Origin of the sequence: Limosilactobacillus difficilis (assembly GCF_947387495.1) — a bacterium.
GTDB classification, from domain to species: domain Bacteria; phylum Bacillota; class Bacilli; order Lactobacillales; family Lactobacillaceae; genus Limosilactobacillus; species Limosilactobacillus difficilis.
The window spans coordinates 1-22,917 of record NZ_CANDNU010000009.1 but is presented as its reverse complement, the minus strand read 5'-3'; the positions used below and the strand labels follow the sequence as shown (position 1 = coordinate 22,917).

Genomic DNA, 22,917 nt, shown 5'->3' with positions numbered 1-22,917 from the left:
CCCTGTCGAGCTTACCACGGCCGCCACAGAAAAGCCGCTCCGCAGTACAGCACAATCAGCAGCCCTGCCAAGCCCCACTGCCACGCTGGCAAAGGGTCCACCGACAATTCCGTACGTTCGGCCCCTTCAGTAAAGCCTTGCGAAGTCATCGCAATTGCCAAGTCGTTGGACCAATTCAGGGCCGTGATAATCAAGCGAAGATAAAAGTGCGCCTGCCAAAAATGATAAGGTGCATCACGCAACATCGCGGAATACTTAATCCGCCGGTATTGGTCCCGTAAATTTTTCATCATATTAAACGACCCCAGCAAACCGTACACGAAGGTGTTGGAGAGGTGCAGGTGATGATGCAAGCTCAATAAAATTTCCTGAACCGAATGCGTCATCGTCAGAATCATCGCCAGCAAAAGATAGGCGTAAACACGCGTGCCGTAAATCCAGGCAGCGTGCAGCCGGTCGCCGGTTCCAAAAAACATAAACGAGGCCCAGCTCCCGAAAGCAAGGGGAAAGGCAATCAACAGTACCAAAAGTGCTGTCCGCAAGCGGACTCGCTCCCAGCACAGGTAAAGCACGGTAAAAAGCATGATGATTGCGTTGAGGATTACTGAACGTGAGAAGCTCAGCGGCAAGCCAATTCCTAGCATAATAACAAAAAGGATGGTCGGGTTTAACCCCCGCCGTTTAGTTCTATTCATCAGAGTCCCTCCCCTGCAAGATTAATCTTTGCCCTGTCAGTCGCAGTTCATAATCCAGCGCCGCCACAATGCCATAGCGCTGATGTGAAATAATCAAAATACTCGTCTGCAAATCTTTTTTAACCATCTTCAGGAGCTGCAAGACCCGCTGAATTGACTGCAAATCTAAACCGGCAAAGGGCTCGTCGAGCAGGAGAACCGGCTGAGCCATAATTAACATACTCAACAGTTGCAGCTTCTTCTGCTGACCACCCGACAAGCGGTAGCAAACATGATCCACTACCCGGCTGAGATTCAAGTCAGCAAGACATTGATCAATCCGACGGGGCGTCCAGTAGTCTGGCTGCCGACTGTGCTTGCGGGAAATTGCTAGTTCTTGCTTAACAGTCATCGAGATAAACTGGTCCGTACTATTTTGAAAAACCTGACCGACTTTCAGCGCCCATTTTCGCAACGGAACTTTTTGCGCCAGAACACTGTCAAAACTAAGCTGGCCTGTGAAATGGTGCTGCCGTGACAGGACGTTGAACAAGGTCGACTTCCCTGCACCGTTTTTTCCAGATAGCAAACCGATCTTACCGGCTGGCAGAGTAAAGCTGCTGTTATGGACTAGCTGTCGCTCCCCCACGCCATAAGTCAAATCATGCCAGCGCAATCTTCCTCCCAGCAACTCGTCGCTGAGCCGCACCGGCGTCAAATTTTCTTCTTCAGTCGGTAAATTTTCTAGTGGAACCGTCCGCACCGTTTTGGCATCAGCATCCACCCGGAAGAGCCGCGACGCAATGCCACAATAGCCCGTTGGATCATGATCGGCCAGAAAAATGGTCTTGCCCGTTTCCTGCAATCGTTTGAGGATTTGGAGCAAATTCTTTCGTCCATTAATGTCAACGTTGGCAAATGGTTCATCAAGCAGAATGATTTCACTGTCCATCGCCAATACACAAGCCAGAGCAACCCGCTGTTGTTCACCACCTGATAACGTCGTCACAAGACGGTGGGCAAATTGTTGCAGTGCTAGCTTTCCCAGTACCCATTGCCGACGGCGGTATATTTCGGCTGCGGAGAGTTGCAAGTTTGCTAAAGCAAAGTCAATCTGCTGGTTCACCGTCCGCATCGCAAATTGACGGGCAGGATGTTGAAAAAGCATCGCCACCTTGGTTGCTCGCTGAAAAGGAACAATCTCGGCTGCATTCTGGCCATTAAGACTCACCTGGCCACTCGTCACGCGCCCGCCGTACTGAGGAAAAAGTCCTGCCAGCAATTTAAGCAGCGAAGACTTGCCGCTGCCCGACGGACCCGTGAGCAAGGAAAATTCCCCCATCGGTACCGTAAAGTCTAAGCGATGAAAAATTTCTCGGTCGTCATAAGCAAAGCTAAGTTGGTGTGCACTAAGGGAAGTCATAGTTTCATCAATCCTGACCGCCGCACTAAGCGGGCAATCCAGTAGACCAGGATACCCGCAAAGAACCCAATTGAGATAAAGCGGATGACGAAGAGGGAGCAGTTCATCGCCAGCGAATATTTACTGTAGCCGCTCTTAAACCAGTCCCAGATAAAGGTGATGATGGTACTCCACAGTGTCGACCAGAACAAGCCGAGTTTCGACCAGTTGCGGTAACCGGTCGTGGCAAAACCGAGATCGCTGCCAATTCCCTGCACGAAACCGCTCAATAAATCTGCCGCACCCCAGCTGGAAAACAACAGCATCTCAACAGCCGATGCCAGCACCTCACCAATCGTGGATACTCCCGGCCGCTTCAGCAGTACTCCTGCCAATGGACCTGCCATCACCCAAACCCCGAGAGTCAGATCGTTAGCAAAGGGCTTCAGCGGAGTAGCCGCCAGCAGGTAATAAATGTAACTCCAGCCTTGGTAGATCAAACCAAAGAAAATAGCAATAATAGCTAGAAAAATAACGTCACGCAATGAAAAATGATGTTGATTATGGTCAACAGTCTGCATAATAAAAACTCCTCTCTCCTTCTTGAGAGACTGGAAAAGAAAAACCGGCGCACCCAAAAAAGTGCACCGGTTTGATTAATATCAAATCCAGTTGGAAGCTCCCTTCGCTGGTCTTAACCAGATCAGGTTCCATGGGTAGTATCTCAGCCACACGCAGTGGCGCCCCAGCCCCTCTTTGATTAGCCCCCATGCTAGCAAAGTATCCGCTAACTGTCAAATCACCGCTTAATGAAGAAAATTAGTGATCAGTTCGATCGCTTGGCGTCGCTTCGGCAGAACCATGTAAGAGTGGTCGCAGTCAGCTAGGAGATGCAGCTCGGCGTTCTGATAAATTTCATCATAACGCCGGCTGGCATCCGGATCCACCACCGTGTCAGCTAAACCATGGACCAGGCAAACAGCCCCCTCGAAATGAGCCGCCACTTCATAAATTGGCAACAACTGAGCGGTCCGAAAATAAAAGCCGCCGATATCATAGCCAGCTACCCGGACTATTTGCGGGATGTGGTGAGGATCATAAGTCTCACCCTGACATTGCCCCCGCAACGCATCGTCTTTTAAAGTGGCCGCCGGTGACATGAGAACCAATTTATCAACCAGATCAGGATACAAGCCAGCTAACATGCTAGCAACCACGCCGCCTTGGGAGTGACCGAGCAGGTAAATATGCTGCACGCCGGGGAGGTGTCGGGCATAGGCCAAAACTGCCTTGGCATCAGCAATTTCGTTCAGCACCGTCATTTCCTGAAGTTGGCCATCGCTTTTGCCGTGGCCATTGAAGTCGAAACGCAGGGTCGCAAGACCACTCTGCTGCAGTTTCGTAGCTAGTTGGTAGAAAAGCGACGTCGCCGAGTAGCCGAGATTGCTAGTGAAGCCGTGCATCATGATCACCAAGTCGAAGTTCCGCTCCGCTGGCACGTCCAAGATTGTTGCCAAGCGTAACCCATCACGTTTAATTGTCAGTTCTTTCTCTTGCATATTTTTTACCTCCATTTTCTCCCCTCTAATTGTAACAAAAAACCGCATCATCAAGATGCGGTCGCGATTGCTATCGGTTCAAACTATTAGATTCGCTTCTTATTTCGTCCCAAGATCAGTCCTAAACCGGTCAAGCCAAGGAAGCCAAAACTCATCGCGGCTACCGGCTGGTGTTTCACAGCGGCATCGTGTGTACTATGACTAGCCGTCCGCTGGAACCGGTTTGTTTGCTTTGCCTGGCTCAGAGCCCGATCTTGCTGGCTAATTGGAGTAATTGAAGAGGCTGTGTTTTGTTTAACTGCTGTCTGGGACTGGTTTAATGGAGCCACCGGAATATTAACGGTAGCCTTTGTGCCAGTAGCAGCTGGCACCTGTTGATTTGACTGAGCACTAACAGAGACGGGGGCTGAATCATTTGCCGAGGTCAGCCGAACTTGGGCAGTGGCACTGCTCTGGGCAGATTGACTAGTGGCCATTGCAGCTGGCTGGACATTCACTTCCGTTTCAGAAACCGGGGAAGCCGGCACATTCTTGATAGTCCCTTGATCATTCGTCGGTTGAACGTTTACTTCCGTCTCGGAAATTGGCGAAGCCGGGACGTTACGGACCAACGGAGCTGGCGCCGTTGTGTCATCAGCATAAGCAGTAGTCCCTGCTGCCAACGTGAATGTTCCCAGCAAAAGAACGGCCATCCCCGCCATCGTCTTTTTTACATTTTTCATTTGATAATTACATTCAGCCTTTTTTAGTCCCCCAGATAAATAGCAATTAATAATTTTTATATCTCACTTCACTTATTAGTTTATCACTCTTTAGATAAAAGTCCAGAATTATTCTATTTTATTTAAAGAACAATCCGTCTATTTTTTTGATTAGCCAGTCAAAGTGCTGCTATAAAGCGGATGTAGTATGTTTGCATGTGATAAATAAATATCGTGGTTTGGGTCAGACCAGTTACCAAAAAGACATTGCTTGGGGGGTATCCTTCGCCATTGATTAACTTTCAAATCACCAACTAAAAAAGAGCGCCAATATCCCTTCAAACGGGGTCAAGGCGCTCTAATTTTCAGCTAGTGTCCTCTAGAAAAGATTATCAAAGTAAGATTGTTCTTGGTCGAGTTTATAAATCGCCATCATATCATCGATGTCAAGCTCAAAACTAAAGAGATCGATGTCCTCAGCGATATAAGCCGGGTTTTCGCTCCGTGGTAGGACGATAATGCCCTGTTGAACCAGGAAGCGCAGCATAATTTGCGGAGTCGTCCGGTGGTGTTTCTGAGCAATCTGTCTCAATATGGGGGTTTCGAAGACATCATGTACCCCTTCAACCAGCGGTGACCAAGCTTCGAGTTTAACCTCATCTTGTTCCAATTGCTCATGAAATTCGCGCTGCTGGTGAAAGATATGAGTTTCGTTTTGGTCGACCACCGGCACCACATCACACTTGTCCAAAATTTCCTGGTACTCCTGACCGTAGAAGGAACTCAGGCCAATCGACCGTACTTTACCAGCTTTTTGGGCGTCCTCCAGGGCCCGGTAATTTTCAACGTTGGCTGGGCCCGGCCAGTGAATCAGCATCAGGTCAACATAGTCACCAATCCGTGATACTGACTCGTCGATCTCTTTCATCGCCGTAGCATAATCCGCCGTCGGCTGAATTTTGCTAGTAATAAAGACTTGCTCACGTGGAACGTCACTCTGGGCCACGGCTTGACTGACTTCCTTTTCGTTGTGGTAATAATCGGCGGTGTCAATCATCCGGTAACCCTTCTGCAATGCTGTCGTTACAGCCGTCACCGTTTCACTCGGGGCAATTTGGTAAACCCCGAAACCCACCATCGGGACCTTGATCTCATTATTAAGTGTGGTATATTCCATTATTCTACCCTCCCGTGGTGCTAAAGCACCGCGTTAACTCTTTAGCAGACGCTTTGCTTATCTCAGCGCAATACTAAAAGATTTCAATATATATTATTATTCTAGTATAATATATATTGAAGGAAAAAGAAAAGGAGGCATTTATTATGAGTGAGTATCGCGTCACTTCCAATCTCCGTCCCGCCGGCTATCAGGTGATGATTAAGGCCGGCCAACACCAATACCTGGCCGATGAACCCACCCCGGCTGGAACTGATGCGGGTCCCAACCCGGTCCAATATCTGATCGGTGCACTCAATGGCTGCTTAACTATCTCCGCCAAGGCGCTCGCCAAGAAGCACGGCATTAATCTGCGCGACGTCCGGATCACTTCCCACGGCACCGTCGACAAGCTGGGTGGTGGCCGAACCGCTGTCACCGCCATCGATACAACGGTAGACTTCGATTGTGACTTAAATGACCAGGAAAAGCAGGATTTGTTAGATAATACCCTGCGGGTTTGTACCGTTCACGAAAGCCTGTCCGGCAGCATCAAAATGAACATTCACTTAGCTTAATTTTTAACATCACAAAACCCTCAACGTTGGTCACCCAGCGTTGAGGGTTTTGCTTTCAATTAACGGAATTTCCGCGTGTTCTCAGCCAGGTGAACCAGGCCGCGCAGGAAATCATGTGTCTTCGCTTCGTAATCATACTTCTTACCGGTTTCGTAAATATAGCCGTTGATGTAGTCAACTTCCGTATTCCGATCATTGTGCATGTCTTGGTACATCGACGGGTAGTGAAGCGGGTTGGTTTCGGCGCTGACGTAATGAATCGTCCGCCACTCTTCTTCCCGCGTCGACAGCGGCTTGACGCCCGCTCGTTCGGCGACGTCAAAGGCCTCATTAATCAGCTGCTTGCCGAGCCGTTCGGAACCCTGGTAGTCGATGAACTGGCCCATTTGAATTTCAAACATCGTGCAGAGGGTATTGATGACGGAGTTAAAGATCAGCTTCGTCCAGAGAGTTCCCAGAAAGTTTTCGTTGTAGTGAGGATTGATGTTAGCTTTGGTAAAGTCAGCCAGAATCTGTTTCGTGACCGCATCCGGCTTTTCGGTTTGGTTGGCCACATTGATCGAGCCCGCCCCAGATTTGCCAATGAAGTCAACGTCCCCGGCCTTGTTAAGCACCGTCCCGATCAAGCAGGTCCCGGCCAATACATGTTCTGGCTGGAAGTACTTGTTGATCTTTTCGATGTGTCCCATTCCGTTCATACCGGTGAAAACGTACTGGTGGTCGGGATGGAAGAAGTGGGCCGACCGTTTCAGTAAATCATCAAGGGTCAGCTGTTTGGCAAAGACGATGAAGACATCTGGATCACCCGCGTATTCTTCCGGTGAATAAATGTTGATTGGTACCAAATGCTTGTTTTCATGATCCCGTGAAACGTAAACCCCGCCTTGTTTCTTGATCGTGTCAACCTGGGGAGCCCAGTTATCGACAAAGTCAACCTTGGAACCAGCTAATTCTTGCAGCAGCACCCCGAAACGAAGTCCCATGCCGCCAGCACCTAAAACCGCGTAAGATAAAGCCATAATTTTTTCCTCCTTGATATTGTCTGAATGAGTCAATTAATCCTTTTTAAATAAGTGAAGCTTATCAATCCGCTCCACGGCTTCAACCAGCCGCTCCGGCTTGATCAAAAGACCAATGCGGACGTAGCCTTCACCATATTTGCCAAACCCGTTCCCTGGCGCTACTGCCACGCCGGCCTTATTCAGCAGAAGGTCAGCAAATTGTTCACTCGTGTAACCCTCCGGAACCGGCATCCAGGCGTAAAATGTCCCACCCGGAACGAAGGCGTGCCAGCCGATCTTCTCGGCTGCGTTGATGAAGGCATCCCGTCGTTTCTGGTAGCGGTCGACCAATTTCTTGATCTCCCCGTCACGTTCGGGAGCCGTCAGTGCATCAATACCGGCATACTGAATGGCAGGGAAAACGCTGACGAAAAGATGGTCCTGGATCAGGTTCAAGCCTTCGATGATGTCGGGATTGCCGACCGCAAAGGCCAGGCGCCAGCCGGCCATGTTGAAGGTCTTGGAGAAAGTGTAGAATTCGATGCCGACATCTTTGGCACCAGGTGTCTGCATGAAGCTCAGGCATTTTTTACCGTCATAGCCAATGGCTCCGTAAGCCAAATCGCTAATGATGCCCACATGGTATTTCTTTGCCCAAGCAACCAGCTGCTCGTAGAAATCGGCAGTGGCCACGGCACCGGTCGGGTTGTTTGGATAGTTGATGTAGAAGAACTTCGCGCGCTTGGCAACCGCCTCCGGAATTGCATCCAGGTCGGGAAGAAAGTTGTTTTTGGCCAGCAATGGCACGGTTTCCAGTTTGACTTCGCCAAGGGCTGCTCCGGACAGGTAATCAGGATAACCAGGGTCCGTCAGCAGCAGAGTATCGCCGGGGTTCATCAACGCCCACGGTAATTCCACCAGCCCGATCTTGGAACCACCGAGGACACAGACTTCCTTTTCCGGATCAAAGCTGGCACCATATTGGTCCTGGTAAAAATCAGCAGCCGCCTGTTTAAAAGCATGCAGGCCCCGGAATTGCGAATACTTGTGCATGGCCGGGTCTGCCACCCATTTCTGGGCACTCTTGACGATATAATCAAAAGTCGGCTTGTCCGGATTGCCCTGACCCAGGTTGATGACGTCGACCCCTTCGGCGACTTTGGCATTGACCTTGGCGACCAGATTGGCGAAAAATTGTTTCGGTAAACCGTGTAATAAGTTGGATTCTTCAAACTTCATGTTTCTGCTTCCCTTCCTGAATTAATTTTTAGCGATATAGGGATGGCCGGCGATCCTTGAAGACCGGGATCGGGCCGCGGACCTTGACTGCTTCATCGAGGTCTAACTGGGCAAAAGTCAGGTTTGCTTGTTCACCAGCATTGATTAGGACTCTGCCTAGGGGATCAACCACGAGCGAGTGGCCATTAAAACGATTCCCGTCATCGTGACCGACCCGGTTGACCGCTACCACAAACTGCTGGTTTTCGATGGCCCGGGCCCGTAACAAAGCCTCCCACTGGGGGATCCGGACGTCCGGCCATTCTGCCGGCAGATATAGTACTTGTGCCCCGTGGCGTGAAATCGTCCGCAACCATTCTGGAAAACGCAGGTCATAGCAGATTGCACTCGCGCTGGCCACTCCCGCCAAGTCAAAGGCGTTGCCCCGATCACCGGCTGTGATGTATTGGCCCTCATCCATCAAACCGAAGAGGTGCACCTTGTCGTATGAACCGACTAACTGACCGGCAGAATTAACTACGTAGGTCGTGTTATAAAATTTCCCGTCACGAGCTGTCGCTACGGAACCGCCAACGATGTTGATCCCGAACTCCTTAGCATCCGTGCGCAATTGGTGGAGGGTCCGTTGGCCATTTAAATCAGCCAGGTCGGGCAGCTGCTTGAGGGCGTAGCCGGTATTCCACATTTCCGGAAAGACCACCACGTCTGCCCCAGCCCGGGCCGCCGCAACCGTCATTTCGTGCACCCGGGCGTAATTTGTTTCCGGCTGAGCTAGGTCAATGTCAATTTGACCCACCGCCACCGTTATCTTACTCATCAATCGAACCTCCTCTACCACTAGATGTCATTGTGATTAATGTCACCGTTTTTTCTAAGTCAGACACGAAAAAAGCCCGTCCTCGATTAGAAAAATCTAATCAAAGGACGAGCTCTTAGTCGCGGTACCACCTAATTTTGTTATTTCCTCACGGAAACAACCTCATTGAGTCACGAGAATATTCTACCCCCAGGACTCGGTACGGGTAACGGGATACCAACTCGGCAGCGGCTTAGAAAGCCCTCGCTGCTGCTGCACTACCAGACCATCTTCGTTCAGACGCGGCGCTGTCTTCCATCAACCGGCAGCTCTCTTGAGAAGCGGAGCTGAATTACTCATCTTTTCATCGTGCTCTAACTGTTTTTTAATTGTTGCCATGAATGATACAAGCCCTTGCGACCTTTGTCAACCCCTGATGATCAATTTTCTGCTTCGGCCGCAAGTGACCTTGCTTCTTCCTTCTTCAAGCGATCCTTGATATAGTTGGCCGAAGTGCGCAACTTCTCTTCTTCTGCCGGAGTCAAATCCAGATGCAGCTGCTCCATCACACCGTCGCGTCCCACAACGGCCGGATAGGAGAGATATGTCCCGTATTCTTCCCGATAGTTCGATACCGGCATTTCAGTTCGGGCGTCGCTCAGCAAGGCGTTGGTCAGTCGAACTGCCGCCGTAGCTACTCCGTAGTTAGTGTACTTTTTGCCTTTATAAACCATGTAACCGCCCTGACGAGCCCGCTCTTCCAGATCAGCCAAGTCAAGATTCCGTTCCTTAGCCAAGTCCAGCACCCGTTTGCCGAGGACGCGCACCGTCGACCAGGCCGTAAATTGAGAATTGCCGTGTTCCCCAAGGTTGAAACCGACCACCGATCGCGAATCAACGTGCAGGGCGTCGCCGACACAAGCCCGCATCCGGGCTGAATCCAGCAGCGTCCCGGTGCCCATCACGTGATTCTTCGGGAGGCCCGTCAACTTTTGGTACATTGAAGTGATAACATCGCACGGATTGGTGACATCAACCAGCATGCCATGGAAACCATTGTCAACCAGCTTCTTGGCTACCAAGGGAACCTGAGTGCGGGTAAATTTGAATTCGGCAAAGCGGTCATGGTCGGGAGTGTCCACCAGCTTTGATTTGCCGAGGGCTGAAACCACCACGTCACAATCGCGCAACTGTGAATCGTCATTAACCGTCAAGACGGTGTGGAAAGGCAAATTGGCCATCGCGTCCCGTAAGTCCAAGGCATCCGCTTCCACCTTCGCTTGATTGGTATCATACAACGCTAATTCATCCGTAAAACCACCAGAAACAAGATAGTGGGCAACCGTTGCGCCAACGTGGCCCATTCCAACAACTGCAACTTTTCTCATAAGCGTTCCCTCTCTTCTCAATCTATGCTTGAATCGATCATTTCTAATAAAGTCTAACTTCAGCCGTGGTTATGGGCGAACTTCAACACTCACATCCCCAAAGCCCTGATCAAACTTGGCTTCCCATTTGCCAGCTGTCAGGTGCGGCGGAAGCAGAAAAGTACCTGATGAAACTAATTGCCCCGCCTTGTAGGTCTTGCCCTGTTCTTCCAGCTTGCCAACGAGCCATTGCAGGGACTTCAAGGGGTTCCCCAGAACTTCACTGGACTTACCGTGGGCTTGTTCTTTCCCGTCGTGGTAAAGTGTAACGTTGACATTGGCAGCGTCATCGACAGTCTTGAAAACTTCATCTGTCGGCCGTTCAGCACCGTAGACAACGAAGCCGCCTACCGCGCAATCACTCATCACGTTGTACTTGCTTAAGTCTGGAAACCAGTCGGCAAAACGACTATCAGGCAGTTCAACGGTGCCACAGACCGTCGTCTTGTGAAGCAGGTCTTCTAAACTATCGCTGGCGTGCAGATCAGTAGTCGCCCGGAAGCCTAATTCAACTTCCAGCAACGGGGCCATCGTCTGGTCCTTCAAGGATAACAACGCTGGCGCTGGCAAGAAATGGGAATCAACTTGTTGGCCGTAAAGTGGACTGTCAGAATCAAACATATCCTGAGTTTCCTTGCTCGTGAGCGACACCTTGTAGCCGCCAGTAGGCAGTCCCTTCAGGGCCACAAAGGCGTCCTGGACCGCGTAGGCTGTCTCATCATCATTGACGACACCGTCCCATTCATCCATCTGGAGCGGTTTCTTTGTCCGGTAAGCATCATACAAGGCTTGCACAAATGCGGTTTGCTTGTCGTTAAGGGCGGTGTGGTTTGCAGTTTCGTTGGCCATAATAATTTCCTCCTCTAAGAGGTGACCGTCACGATTACAAGCGAGCTGCCCTGCAAATGGTGACGACCACCATGTTCTTATTTAATTCGATTTTTTCTGAATTGTTGTTAATCTTAACCGGGCTTTGAATGCCACTAATGTCATCTTCCGACATGATCATCATCACCTTTCTTTCAACTGCCACTAAATAAAAAAGCAGCGTCCTCCAAACTCCCCTCTGGGAGCTTGAAAAGGACGCTGCTGCGTGGTACCACCTTTGTTCATGTTTCCCGACACGGGGCCAGGAAACACCTCTACTAACGGCCACACAGGGTGGCGATTAGCTGGCACGGTAATGGGTGCTACCAGGGCAATCTACTAATCAGTGACTTTCGATGCTCAACTCACGAGCGATCAACTCATGATCGCCGCTTCCGGTTTTCACCAACCACCGGTTCTCTGCCTTGGCAATCAATCATCGTTCTCGATCAATGTTGTTATTTGCTTTAGTTGATTTGTTATTTAGTATTCTACACACTAAAATGAGAAAATCAAGGACTATTTTAATTTTTCTTAGTGAATATTAATAAAAACCGGGCTATCACCCGGCTAGTTGCTTTAATCCGTTGTCGACTTAGAACGCGTTCCTGCGGCGGGGGACACAGCATCGTCACCAGTTGATGTCGATGTTGCTTGCAACAATGCCCCGTAAGTACCATCATGCTGGTCGTTGAAATGATAGGTCACATGGTCAATGGTTATTTGGCCAGTTGCCATCTTCCCATCCGCCGAAAAGTAGTAACGATGACCACCAAGCGTCTGCCAGCCTGTCAAAGCCCAAGCATTTGTTGGATCGAAGTAATACCAATTCCCGGCAATCTCCTGCCAACCGGTGTCAGCCCAAGCATTCGTCGAATCAAAATAATAGCGGTGACCATTGATGGTCTGCCACCCAGTATCTGCCCGACCGTCCGGGGCAAAATAGTACCAGTGGCCATTGATCAGCTGCCAGCCAGTCAGGGCCCAGGCATTGGCCGGATCAAAATAGTACCAATAGCCATTTAACTTTTGCCAGCCGGTCAAAGCCCAAGCATTGACCGGATCAAAGTAATAGTGGTGTTTGTTAATCGTTTGGCTGTCGGCCAAAGCCCGGCCGGTCTGGTCAAAACGGTACCAGCGACCATTGATGAACTGCCAACCCGTCAAGGCCGAGCCAGAAGCGCCAAAACCATACCAAGCCCCGTCAATCACTTGCCAGCCATTCTTCATTGCGCCATAGTAACCGTCATGCTGCTCGTTCAAGTAATAGTAGTGGCCCTTGATCGATTGCAGCCCGGCTAGCATCTGCCCAGTCGTAGGCGCAAAGTAATACCAATGGCCATTCAACCATTGCCAACCGCTGAGCGCGGCCCCGGAAGGCATGAAATAGTACCAAGTACCGGCGAGATCCTGCCAACCCGTCAACATTTGGCCAGCATTGTTAAAGCCATAAGTGCTGCCATTAATCGACTGGGCCCCGGTCAGCATCTGATGATTATTAGCATCAAAGTAGTACCAAATTCCCCGTAGCATTTGCCAGCCACTGGCAGCAGCTCCGGAAGACGCAAAGTAATACCAGTGACCATTCATATACTGCCAACCCGTCAACATCTGTCCTGAAGGTTGCAAGCCGTAGAGCTGGCCGTCAATCGTGGTCAAACCAGTCGCCATCTGCCCCGAAACAGGGTCGAGATAATACCAAGCGCCCCGGACCAACTGCCAGCCCGTCATAATATCGCCATACTGGTTGTAGTAGTACCAATGGCCGTCTCGCTGATCCCAACCGGTGTGGACTCCCTTGGTTTGGGCGTCAACAATCGTATTGTATTCAGCTGACGTCATCGTCGTTCCCAGATACTGGCTAAAACGCCCACTTGTAATCATGGCATTGAGACGGTCACGAAGATAGGCACTGGTCAGGTTAATTCCCCGGGCCTGGTACCATGCCTTGGCGGTCGCCGTTAAGCCGGCACTGACATAAGGGGTAAAGGACTGACTGTCAAAAGTAACGTAGTAGGTTGCCGGGTGCTTGACTGACCGCTGAAAGCCGATCCCCGTCAGGATATCAGCAAATTTCAGCGCATTGATGGCATGCCCCAGCTGGGTTGTGGCCGTCACTCCCGGATCATTAAGTTCACCATAGAGCATCGCCTGCATCCGGTTGTAGAGATCAACCGCGTACTGCAGCAGGGTCTGACCGCTGACGATATAGAGATTTTCGTTATTGTCAGGGAAGAGGTAGACATCATCGATACTCCGAATGTCACCATCGGCCACTAGGGCGTTGAGCATCGCTTGCTGCAGTGCATCTGCGTGGACTGTATTTTGAATGATTCGCCAAATATCGGGATTGGCAAGATCATGACGTACTTCATCCATCCCGTCATTAGCCCGCATCCGTGCTTCCTGATCGCCGATGCTGGCCGCGACGTCCGTATTCAATAAGGTAAAAGGTCGAATGCTATCCATCTCCGCCGTGCGGTAGCCGCCCAGCTGGTTGTAGTAGCGGTAAAGTTCCGGATAATGATCATAGACATAGTTGCGATACTGATTGAGCCAGTTGACTCCCAGCTCCCGCAAGAAATTCATCTGGACCTCGCTCAGCCCCTTTGTGCTGTCAATCACTGGCGAGCTATCATTGTTCGGGTCATAGATCAACTGCCCCGGCGCAAAGGTCAATGGCAGCTGATTGAGGTTGGAAACTGTCGCTCGCTTGATGGTGGGATCATTCGGATCACCCCAGGTTGTCGCCGTTTGGGTGCCGAACTCGCCATATTGCGCGTTGGCAATTTCCGTATACTTGGTGTTGGGCTTAGTGATTCCACCCTGGCCATTCGCATTATTCTTCAAACCGGCCGGCTCACCTTGGTCACCCACGGCCGGCGTCACCTTCACCAAGGTGCTGTCACTGGTCGCAGCTGGTTGGTCGGCCTGCACATTGGCAGAAGCCGGCGCCAAACTGATCGCCGAGGAGGTCGTCGTTGTCGTCACTGTATTGGTTGTCGTATCGGCCGATGCCCGGACCTGGCCATAGGCAATTCCGCTCAGAATAAAACCAGCAGCTGCCGTTGCGGTCCACCGCCACAACCGATAGCGTTGAGAATGTGTTAAAAACTGCACTAATCCCTGCTTCTTTCTTTGTTCAATAAGACTCTTTTTCTTATTATATCTTAGCAGGGACCTGCACTCCAAGTTCTTGACCAATTTCCTCAATTTCTTCAAAAGTTCTATCGTCGATGCTGACCCCGCGCTGCTTATTTTCCGCCAAGTACTTGTATTCGCGGTCACCTGGCACCCAGATTGTCTTGCCTGGAACGTGGTCCAGCTGACGAATCCGGTCAAGCATGGCAGTCGCATCAGCTTTCAACTGCTCTGGATCGCCAAAGAAGGACGGGTCGAAGGCGAAGACGAATTGACTGAAGTCATGCTTGCCGCGGACAGTGTCGGCAGAAATTGAACCCTGAGCCAGAATTCCCGTCAGCAATTCGACGACAATTGAGTTACCCATTCCCTTATAGTTACTGTTCTCTTCATCTACGCCACCGAGGGTCAGCAAGCCGCCACCTTCTTGATCTTCGCTGAAAGCTGCTTTTTGTAAAATGCCTTCCGCCTGCTTCGGGTCCTTGACCAGCTGACGATCTTTGTCGACAATCCACTGACCTGGCAATTTTTCGCCCTTCTTGTCGGCCAACTGAATCTTTCCGCCAGCAACGGTGGAAGTCGCCCCGTCAAACATAAACGGGTGCGGGCTGGCCGGGAAGCCAAAGGCAAAGGCATTCGAACCCAAAAAGGCTTCCCGGGCATTAGTCGGTACAACCAGTGGACGCGTATTCGTCAGGGCGATCCCGACTAATCCGGCCTGCAGTGCTTTGCGGGCGTAGTAGCCGGCAATCCCAAAGTGGTTGGAGTTCTTGACGACCCCGATCCCGACACCGACTTTCTTGGCTTTGTCAATCACCTTGTCCATCGCTAAGTTGGCGGCGATTTGCCCCATATTTTGGTTAGCGTCAACCAAAACTGTCCCCGGCAGCTCGCGAACTACCTTAGGTTCGCGGCTTGGAACAATTGTGCCATCCTTAATCATCCGCCGGTACCAGGCCAAGCGCTGAATCCCGTGTGAGGAAATTCCCCGCAGATCGGCGTCCACCAAGGTATCGGCCAACAATTGCCCGTTTTCTTTCGTGAAACCGAGCTGGTCAAAGACTTCTTCTAAGTACTGGCGTTCATCTGCTGCTTGAATTCGTGACATGTGTTTAACCTCCAAAATAAAAAAAGTCCCCGTGCAATCTGCACAAGGACGACAACCGTGGTACCACCTATCTTCACTGTCTTTCGACAGCCTCTTAAAATGGATAACGGTCATCGCCCGGAAATGTAGCTTGCACCCATTCCAATCCTGACGAGTTCATTCAGGGAGTCCTTGCATACGCCCTTTCACCAGTTAGCGCTCGCTGCCGATTAAAGTCATCCCTTACTATTCTCATCTTGTTTTAATATTTTAATTAAATTCTATCCAAATGACGACTGATGTCAACTCCTTAATCGGAAAATCGTTTAATTGCTTAGTCGTCTGCGTAATAGTTGCATGCTATTATGATAGGTGTAATAACTTTTTTAATTTTGGGGGAATCATCGCTATGAAAAAACACTTCAAAATGTATAAGGCGGGTAAACTGTGGCTGACAGCTACTATCGTTGCTTTGGGCCTGTGGGGAAGTAGCAACGCCTACGCAGCTGAACTCCCAGCCAGCTCAAACAACTCGGCAACAGCCCGGGTTGCCGTCACCACAAACCAAAGCACGACAAAGCAAAGCACGGACCTGGCAGTTGCAAACAACCAAAATCAGAATAGCTCAATCAATATCGACAAGACTGTCCAAGCCGTAACCAACATCAATGGCTACCAACAGGTCAGTATGAACGGCCATGACGTCTGGCAAAACAACCAAGGACAGCTGGCAAACGGCTGGCAGCAAAATGATACCAACTGGTACTACTTCAAGGATGGTCAGCAGACCGGCAACTGGCAGTTGATCGGTAATCAATGGTACTATCTGAATCCACGATCCAAGGTGATGGAGACTGGTTTGCAGAAGATTAATAACAATACTTACTACCTCAATTCCCAGCATGACGGCACTTTCGGCGCTATGAAGACCAGCTGGCAGTTGGCTGATGGTCACTGGTATTACTTCACCGTCTCCGGTGCCGCTACCACGGGCTGGGCCTGGCTGAATAACCAATGGTTCTACTTCGATCCAACCAGCGCCCAGCTGCAGGCCGGCCTGCAGAAGATCAACAACAGTACCTACTATCTCAACACCCAGCACGACGGCACTTTTGGCACCATGAAGACCGGCTGGCAATGGGTCAACGGGCATTGGTATTACTTCGCTCCAAATGGGGCGGCCACTACTGGTTGGCAAGAAGTCAATAATAAGTGGTACTACCTAGACCCGCAAAATAATCAAATGCAAGTCGGCTGGGTAAAGCCGAATGATACTTGGTATTTGTTGAAGAATGATGGGGCTGTGCAGACGGGATGGCTATACTACTATAAGCACTGGTATTACTACAACAATGATGCCAATATTGCCTCCGGCTGGCAAAAGATCAACGGTCGCTGGTACTACTTTGATTCAACAACCCATCAGGCAACAAGTGGTCTACAACAAATCAATGGCGCTTGGTATGATTTTGATCCCAGCAATGCCTGGGCCAAGACTGGCTGGCAAAAAATTAATGGCAGCTGGTATTACTTCGATGAAGAAAACGCTTGGGCCTATACCGGCATCCACAAGATTAACGGACTGGTCTATGATTTTGATCAGTCGACTGGCAAGGCATTAACTGGCAACCAAATTATCAATGGGCAAAGCTACCATTTTGATGAAAACAATGCCTGGGCCACGGACAAACAAGAAGAGTTAACGAACCGCTACATTATGCGACCTGTTAACATCTACCAACCCTCAGAATATGATCCGTACCCGAATGTCAGCCAAACCCCTAATTTCTGGGTTCATGTCAGCATCCGCAAAAATCGCGTTTACTTAATGTCTGGCAATCGGAACATCTACACAATGTACTCTAGCGCCGGGTTGGGCAATAATACACCAACTGGCACCTACTACGTTCAGCCAGAACGGGGCTACCAATTCTATGTTGCTAGCCAGGGAGAAGGAGCTTATTATTGGACCTCCTGGTTAGGCCACGGTATTTACCTCTTCCATTCAGTACCATTTGATGGTGCCCACCACATTATCGGTTGGGAAGCCGCCAAGCTAGGCAAGGCTCAAGGTTCTCACGGTTGTATCCGCTTAAGTCTGCCCGATGCCAAGTGGTTCCAGCAAAATGTTCCCACCGGAACCAAAGTAGTCATAACAGAAAACTAAATCGTACCAAAAGTGAGTTCAGAACATGACAATATTGTTCTGGGCTTTTTGCCCTCAAAGAGACAAAAATTATATGTTATGATAAGTGCGACATCTTTCTTAAATGGGGGAAATTATTTCAATGAAGAAGCACTTCAAAATGTACAAGGCCGGTAAGCTGTGGCTGACGGCCGCTATCGTTGCCTTTGGTCTTTGGGGTGGTCATGCCTACGCGGCAGAAAACCAACCCAACACGGCCAATCCGGTTAACACTCAGCAAGTTGTAGCCACCACAGACGAGGCAGGCGCCGTTAATCAGACCACGGGCACGGCTGTTGCTGACCAAGGCGCTGCTGAGCAAAGTACAACTAGCACAACCAAGACTGATCAGGGCTCCCAAGCTGTGACCAACATTAACGGCTACCAACAAACCAGCACAAATGGCAATTCTGTCTGGCAAAACAGTCAGGGGCAGTTGGCGAACGGCTGGCAGCAAAATAACAATGACTGGTATTACTTTAAAAACGGTCAGCTAACCAACAATTGGCAATGGATTAACAATAATTGGTATTACATGAACCCGCAATCCAGTATCATGGAAGCGGGGCTGCAAAAGATCAATAACAGTACCTACTACCTCAATTCCCAGCATGATGGCACTTATGGTGCCATGAAGACCGGCTGGCAGTTAGTTGACGGCAACTGGTACTACTTCAACAATTCCGGTGCAGCCGCCACGGGCTGGGCTTGGCTCAACAATCACTGGTTCTACTTTGAACCGACTAACGCCCAGATGCTGGCTGGTCTGCAAAAGATCAATAACAGCACCTACTACCTCAACCCGCAGCATGATGGCACTTATGGCGCCATGAAGACTGGTTGGCAGGTAATCAACGGTCGCTGGTACGGCTTTGGTGGCTCCGGGGCCGCGCTGACCAATTGGCAGTACATTAACGGTCGTTGGTACTACTTTGATCAAAACGGGCAAGCGGACATCAACTGGCAGTCGATTAACGGTCACCGTTACTATTTCGACTTGACCAACGCTTGGGCCCTGACTGGCTGGCAGCTCCTCAATAATTCTTGGTACTACTTTGACCCAGCCAATGCCTGGGAATTGACTGGCTGGCAATCAATCAATGGCCAACGTTACTACCTGGACCCTACGACAGGCCAGCTCGCCACGGGGCCAACTGAAATTAGCGGTCAACACTACTACTTCGACCAGAATGGGCATCCGCAAACTGGCTTGGTCTACAACACCTCTGCCAAGGCACTGCAATACTACAACGAGCAAAACGGAACGCGCCAAACGACGGCGACTATCGATGGTCAAACCTACCAGTTCGACCCAGTTAGTGGGAACCTGCTTTTCAATTTCACTAATGGTCTGAACCAGATTGGCAATCGTTACTATTACTACAATACCGCTGACCAAACCCTGGCGGTTAACCAGTGGCAAAAGATCAACGGCTCCTGGTACTACTTCGGTACCAATGCTGCGGCAGCGACTGGCTGGTACAAATCAGTCAACGGGGCTTGGTACTACTTCAACAACAATGGCACTGCCCGGACCGATTGGCAGTACATCAACGGCCACTGGTACTACTTCGACCCGACCAATGCCTGGGCTGATACCGGCTGGCTGCACCTGGGCAACGATTGGTACTATCTCGACCCAACCAACGCTTGGGCGGACACCGGCTGGACTTTTGTTAACCATAACTGGTACTACTTCGACCTGAACAGTTGCAAGATGTACACGGGCAATCATTGGATTAACGGCCACCAGGTTCATTTCCAGGATTCCGGGGCTTTCGTTGGCTTCAGCCAGCGGGTTATCAATTGGTTCTTGTCGCGGGAAGGCAAGCTGACTTATTCGATGTACGGCTCCCGGAACGGCAGCGACGGAACAGCTGACTGCTCCGGTTCCATGACCCAGGCGGTATATTCAGCCGGTGGTTCCACCCCGAGTCACCTCTACTCCACCCTGGACATCGGCAACTACCTCCGGCAAAATGGCTACTACATTGCCGGCTCCGGTTACGGCCAACAAGACGTTCAGTACGGCGACATCGTGGTCTGGGGAACTTCCGCCGGTGCTGGTGGTCACGTTGTCATCGTTTCAACCGGTGGTGCCGATCCGAAGTGTATTTCTACTTGCGGCTACTACTGGAGCAGCGACCCGAACTCGGTTTATGGGGCTGCGGGACAAGCCGTCCAAGAATTCAACTATCAATGGTACTGGAATGATGACGATCGTCCTTACCAAGTGGTTTACCGGCCAAACTTCTACTGGGCCTAAGCCATCACCACAAAATTTTAGATCATAATCCACCCAATGGCGCTAAGCATTCGGCCCAGCCGATCGCTTGGCGCTTATTTCGATTCAGAGGAGCGTGCGAAGCCAGCAATGACTTTTGGCATGCTCCTTTTTTGTGTCATTTTCCTGAACAAATTAAAATCCCGCTGCTGAATTGCGATTAGCAATCCGACAGCAGGATTTAGCAGAGATTTACTGGAACAAGGCCAACAAACCTTGCTTTTTTTATGACAACGTCCATGATATAATGAGTTTCAATTTAAGATTCTAATCATTCTCTCAGAAAGAAGGAATTTCGATGTCTCGGAAAATTGCAATCATCGGACTGGGCCACGTTGGCTCAACCGCTGCTCACTACATCGTTGCTAACGGTTTTGCTGACGAACTGGTCCTGATCGACAAGAACGAAGCGAAAGTTCAGGCGGACGCCCTCGACTTCGAGGACGCCATGGCCAACCTCCCCGTGCATACGGACATCAAGGTGAACGACTACGGCGAACTCAAAGACACCGACGTGATCATCTCCGCACTCGGCAACATCAAACTGCAGGATAATCCCAATGCCGATCGTTTTGCCGAACTTCCTTTCACGCGGCAGGAAGTCAGTGACGTAGCCCATCAGATCAAGCAGAGCGGCTTTCACGGGCTGATGGTAGTCATCACCAACCCTGTCGACGTTATCACGTCCCTTTACCAAAAGATCACCGGTCTGCCCAAGAACCACGTCATCGGCACGGGAACTTTGCTGGACTCAGCCCGGATGAAACGTGCCGTTGCCAAGCGCCTTCACGTTGACCCTCGGTCGGTTAACGGCTACAACCTTGGTGAACACGGTAATTCCCAATTCACGGCCTGGTCAACCGTTCGGGTCCTCGACACCCCGATTACCGAGCTTGCCAAAACTGAAGGCCTCGATCTCGCCAAGTTAGACGAAGAAGCTCGGATGGGTGGTTGGACGGTCTTCAAGGGCAAGAAATACACCAGTTATGGCGTAGCTACCGCGGCCGTTCACCTGACAAACACGATTCTCTCCAATGCTCTGACCGAGCTGCCAGTTTCCAACTACCGCCAAGAATACGGCGTTTACCTGTCTTATCCGGCGATTGTCGGTCGCGACGGAATCGTTCACCAGTCCCAGTTAAAACTAACGGACGAAGAACTGAAAAAGCTGCAGCGTTCCGCTGATTTCATCAAGGACAAGTACAAAGAAAGCATGGAAGCTACTGGCAACTAAACCGAAGCCGCTTATTATCGCAAAAAGAAGGTTTTTCTTTGAAAATTGATGGTCATACCCATACAGAATTATGTCCGCACGGCAGTGGCGAACCTACCGAAAAAATGATCCAACGAGCTATTCAACTCGGTTTTACCGAATACCACCTCACCGAACACGCACCTTTGCCGGATGAATTCATCGCTCATTATGCCGGGGACCCTGATAATGTTGCCACTGCTTCCCTGCGCTGGGATCAGATCGACCAGTACCTCGCACTGGGCCGCAAACTCCAAAAACAGTTTCAAGCACAAATTAAGGTGACAGTCGGTTTTGAGATTGATTACCTTGCTGATTACGAAGACACAATTAAAGACTTTCTAGCACAAGTGGGTCCCCTGACGGAAAATAATATCATTTCAATTCACTATTTGAAGGCGGCAAACGGCGGTTATTACGGGATTGATTATAGTCCTAACGAACTGCACGATGGCTTCAGCGATGATATCCAAGATGGTCAGCGACTCTACCAGCGTTATTTTCAAACTGTTTTAACCAGTGTGGCAGTAGATTATGGTCAATTTTCCCCTGCCAAAATCGGTCACATGAGCTTGATCAAAAAATATCAGGACTATTTTCACTTACCAGCCACTTTTTCAGTACCGACAATGAAACTAGTCAAGCAAATTTTAAAGGTGGCCAACGAGAAAAAAATGAAATTAGATTTCAATACGGCTGGACTCTACAAACCATACTGCAATGACCTCTACCCTGGTCAGCAGATCTTGCAGCAAGCCCAGCAGCAAGGCGTTGCATTAGAATTTGGTTCGGACGCTCACAGTATCGCTGAAGTTGGTCACGGCTATCACTTGTTTGAGTATCAGAGCCAAAATTAAAAAATAATGTGTTGACATGAGAAAAATCTAATGATATTGTTTTAAACAATTCATCAAAAGCAATCGCAAGTAATGACTAGGAGAGTAGTTAAGGCCGGATTGTTTAGAGAACCCCCGTTGCTGAAAAGGAGGTCAATCACCTTAACGAACCACACCTAGGAACTAACCAGCTGAAAGCCAGTAAGCTGGTTCGGTCGCCACCGTTACCAGGCGTTGAATTAAGTTTCAACTTGAGGTCACTTTCGTGAGGAAGCGACGAACAAGGGGTGGGACCGCGTTACTGACGTCCTCTTTGCTTATTAAGTTAAGCAGAGAGGGCGTTTTTTTGATGAATCAATATAACTTGAATGTCATGACTAGGAGAGTAATCACTAACCAACTATCAAGAGAGTTCCCGTCGCTGGAAAGGGAGCTAGCGTTACTGATGAAGCACACCTAGGAACTGATTAACCGAAAATAGTAAGTTAACCCGGTTGCCACCGTTACCAGGCGTTGAATTAAGTTTCAACTTGAGGCCACTTTCGTGAGGGAGCGGCGCATGAGAAGTGGGACCGCGTTACTGACGTCTTCTTTGCTTATTAAGTTAAGCGAGAAGGCGTTTTTTATTTAGGCCTAAATTTCAAGAATAAGTTAGCCACTGGACTCAAATAAATAATACTGACCAATTGATTATTGGTTGATGGAGCTGTGATATCTCTTGGTAGAAGGCCT

Annotated in this window: 18 protein-coding genes, 1 riboswitch and 2 other annotated features; of the genes, 5 read left to right on the top strand and 13 right to left on the bottom strand. The window is 49.9% G+C overall.

The window, feature by feature from the left end:
* Nucleotides 1–11: 11 nt before the first annotated feature.
* From QOR82_RS03010 to QOR82_RS02985, 6 genes are all read right to left on the bottom strand, one after another.
* Complete coding sequence (locus QOR82_RS03010) at nucleotides 12–695, bottom strand: energy-coupling factor transporter transmembrane component T family protein (RefSeq protein ID WP_283583294.1); 684 nt, start codon at nucleotides 693–695, stop codon at nucleotides 12–14.
* The gene (locus QOR82_RS03005; RefSeq protein ID WP_283583293.1) at nucleotides 688–2,097 is read right to left on the bottom strand and encodes an ATP-binding cassette domain-containing protein; all 1,410 of its coding nucleotides are present in this window, start codon (nucleotides 2,095–2,097) and stop codon (nucleotides 688–690) included. Before QOR82_RS03005 ends, QOR82_RS03010 begins: the two co-directional genes overlap by 8 nt.
* Nucleotides 2,094–2,657, bottom strand: a complete 564-nt coding sequence (locus QOR82_RS03000; protein WP_283583292.1) for an ECF transporter S component — start codon at nucleotides 2,655–2,657, stop codon at nucleotides 2,094–2,096. The genes QOR82_RS03005 and QOR82_RS03000 overlap by 4 nt, the downstream gene beginning before the upstream one ends.
* 82 nt (nucleotides 2,658–2,739) lie before the next feature.
* A riboswitch (TPP riboswitch) is annotated at nucleotides 2,740–2,834 on the bottom strand.
* A 48-nt stretch (nucleotides 2,835–2,882) separates the two neighbouring features.
* Nucleotides 2,883–3,635 carry an alpha/beta hydrolase gene (locus tag QOR82_RS02995; RefSeq protein ID WP_283583291.1) on the bottom strand — a complete coding sequence of 251 codons (753 nt, stop codon included), beginning with the start codon at nucleotides 3,633–3,635 and terminating at the stop codon, nucleotides 2,883–2,885.
* Nucleotides 3,636–3,721: 86 nt separating this feature from the next.
* Nucleotides 3,722–4,357, bottom strand: coding sequence for a hypothetical protein (locus QOR82_RS02990; protein ID WP_283583290.1), 636 nt, complete (start codon nucleotides 4,355–4,357; stop codon nucleotides 3,722–3,724).
* 358 nt (nucleotides 4,358–4,715) lie between these two features.
* On the bottom strand, nucleotides 4,716–5,513 hold the full coding sequence (locus QOR82_RS02985) for an aldo/keto reductase (RefSeq protein WP_283583289.1): 798 nt from the start codon (nucleotides 5,511–5,513) through the stop codon (nucleotides 4,716–4,718).
* 146 nt (nucleotides 5,514–5,659) lie between these two features.
* Between QOR82_RS02985 and QOR82_RS02980 the strand changes: the two genes are divergently transcribed.
* Nucleotides 5,660–6,070: an OsmC family protein gene (locus QOR82_RS02980; RefSeq protein ID WP_283583288.1), complete on the top strand. Its 411-nt coding sequence runs from the start codon at nucleotides 5,660–5,662 to the stop codon at nucleotides 6,068–6,070.
* Between the two features lie 59 nt (nucleotides 6,071–6,129).
* Here QOR82_RS02980 and QOR82_RS02975 read toward each other — a convergent pair whose 3' ends face one another.
* The 7 genes from QOR82_RS02975 to QOR82_RS02945 form a co-directional block, all read right to left on the bottom strand.
* The gene (locus QOR82_RS02975) at nucleotides 6,130–7,089 is read right to left on the bottom strand and encodes a ketopantoate reductase family protein (protein WP_283583287.1); all 960 of its coding nucleotides are present in this window, start codon (nucleotides 7,087–7,089) and stop codon (nucleotides 6,130–6,132) included.
* A 36-nt stretch (nucleotides 7,090–7,125) separates the two neighbouring features.
* Nucleotides 7,126–8,310, bottom strand: a complete 1,185-nt coding sequence (locus QOR82_RS02970) for a pyridoxal phosphate-dependent aminotransferase (RefSeq protein ID WP_283583286.1) — start codon at nucleotides 8,308–8,310, stop codon at nucleotides 7,126–7,128.
* Nucleotides 8,311–8,338: 28 nt separating this feature from the next.
* The gene (locus QOR82_RS02965) at nucleotides 8,339–9,127 is read right to left on the bottom strand and encodes a carbon-nitrogen family hydrolase (RefSeq protein ID WP_283583285.1); all 789 of its coding nucleotides are present in this window, start codon (nucleotides 9,125–9,127) and stop codon (nucleotides 8,339–8,341) included.
* Between the two features lie 419 nt (nucleotides 9,128–9,546).
* Nucleotides 9,547–10,494, bottom strand: coding sequence for an L-lactate dehydrogenase (locus QOR82_RS02960; RefSeq protein WP_283583284.1), 948 nt, complete (start codon nucleotides 10,492–10,494; stop codon nucleotides 9,547–9,549).
* Between the two features lie 69 nt (nucleotides 10,495–10,563).
* Nucleotides 10,564–11,382: a 2-keto-4-pentenoate hydratase gene (locus tag QOR82_RS02955; protein WP_283583283.1), complete on the bottom strand. Its 819-nt coding sequence runs from the start codon at nucleotides 11,380–11,382 to the stop codon at nucleotides 10,564–10,566.
* Between the two features lie 597 nt (nucleotides 11,383–11,979).
* The gene (locus QOR82_RS02950) at nucleotides 11,980–14,520 is read right to left on the bottom strand and encodes an N-acetylmuramoyl-L-alanine amidase family protein (protein ID WP_283583282.1); all 2,541 of its coding nucleotides are present in this window, start codon (nucleotides 14,518–14,520) and stop codon (nucleotides 11,980–11,982) included.
* Nucleotides 14,521–14,563: 43 nt separating this feature from the next.
* Entirely contained in the window at nucleotides 14,564–15,649 is a 1,086-nt protein-coding gene (locus QOR82_RS02945; RefSeq protein ID WP_283583281.1) for an Ldh family oxidoreductase, read from the bottom strand.
* A 388-nt stretch (nucleotides 15,650–16,037) separates the two neighbouring features.
* Between QOR82_RS02945 and QOR82_RS02940 the strand changes: the two genes are divergently transcribed.
* From QOR82_RS02940 to hisJ, 4 genes are all read left to right on the top strand, one after another.
* Nucleotides 16,038–17,795, top strand: coding sequence for a L,D-transpeptidase family protein (locus QOR82_RS02940; protein ID WP_283583280.1), 1,758 nt, complete (start codon nucleotides 16,038–16,040; stop codon nucleotides 17,793–17,795).
* 121 nt (nucleotides 17,796–17,916) lie between these two features.
* On the top strand, nucleotides 17,917–20,079 hold the full coding sequence (locus QOR82_RS02935) for a KxYKxGKxW signal peptide domain-containing protein (protein WP_283583279.1): 2,163 nt from the start codon (nucleotides 17,917–17,919) through the stop codon (nucleotides 20,077–20,079).
* Nucleotides 20,080–20,395: 316 nt separating this feature from the next.
* Nucleotides 20,396–21,331, top strand: a complete 936-nt coding sequence (locus tag QOR82_RS02930) for an L-lactate dehydrogenase (RefSeq protein WP_283583278.1) — start codon at nucleotides 20,396–20,398, stop codon at nucleotides 21,329–21,331.
* 38 nt (nucleotides 21,332–21,369) lie between these two features.
* A complete protein-coding gene (hisJ, locus tag QOR82_RS02925; protein WP_283583277.1) occupies nucleotides 21,370–22,206 on the top strand; it encodes a histidinol-phosphatase HisJ in 837 nt (278 codons plus the stop codon).
* Nucleotides 22,207–22,269: 63 nt separating this feature from the next.
* Nucleotides 22,270–22,500: a binding site (T-box leader), on the top strand.
* A gap of 49 nt (nucleotides 22,501–22,549) precedes the next feature.
* Nucleotides 22,550–22,779: a binding site (T-box leader), on the top strand.
* Nucleotides 22,780–22,917: the final 138 nt, after the last annotated feature.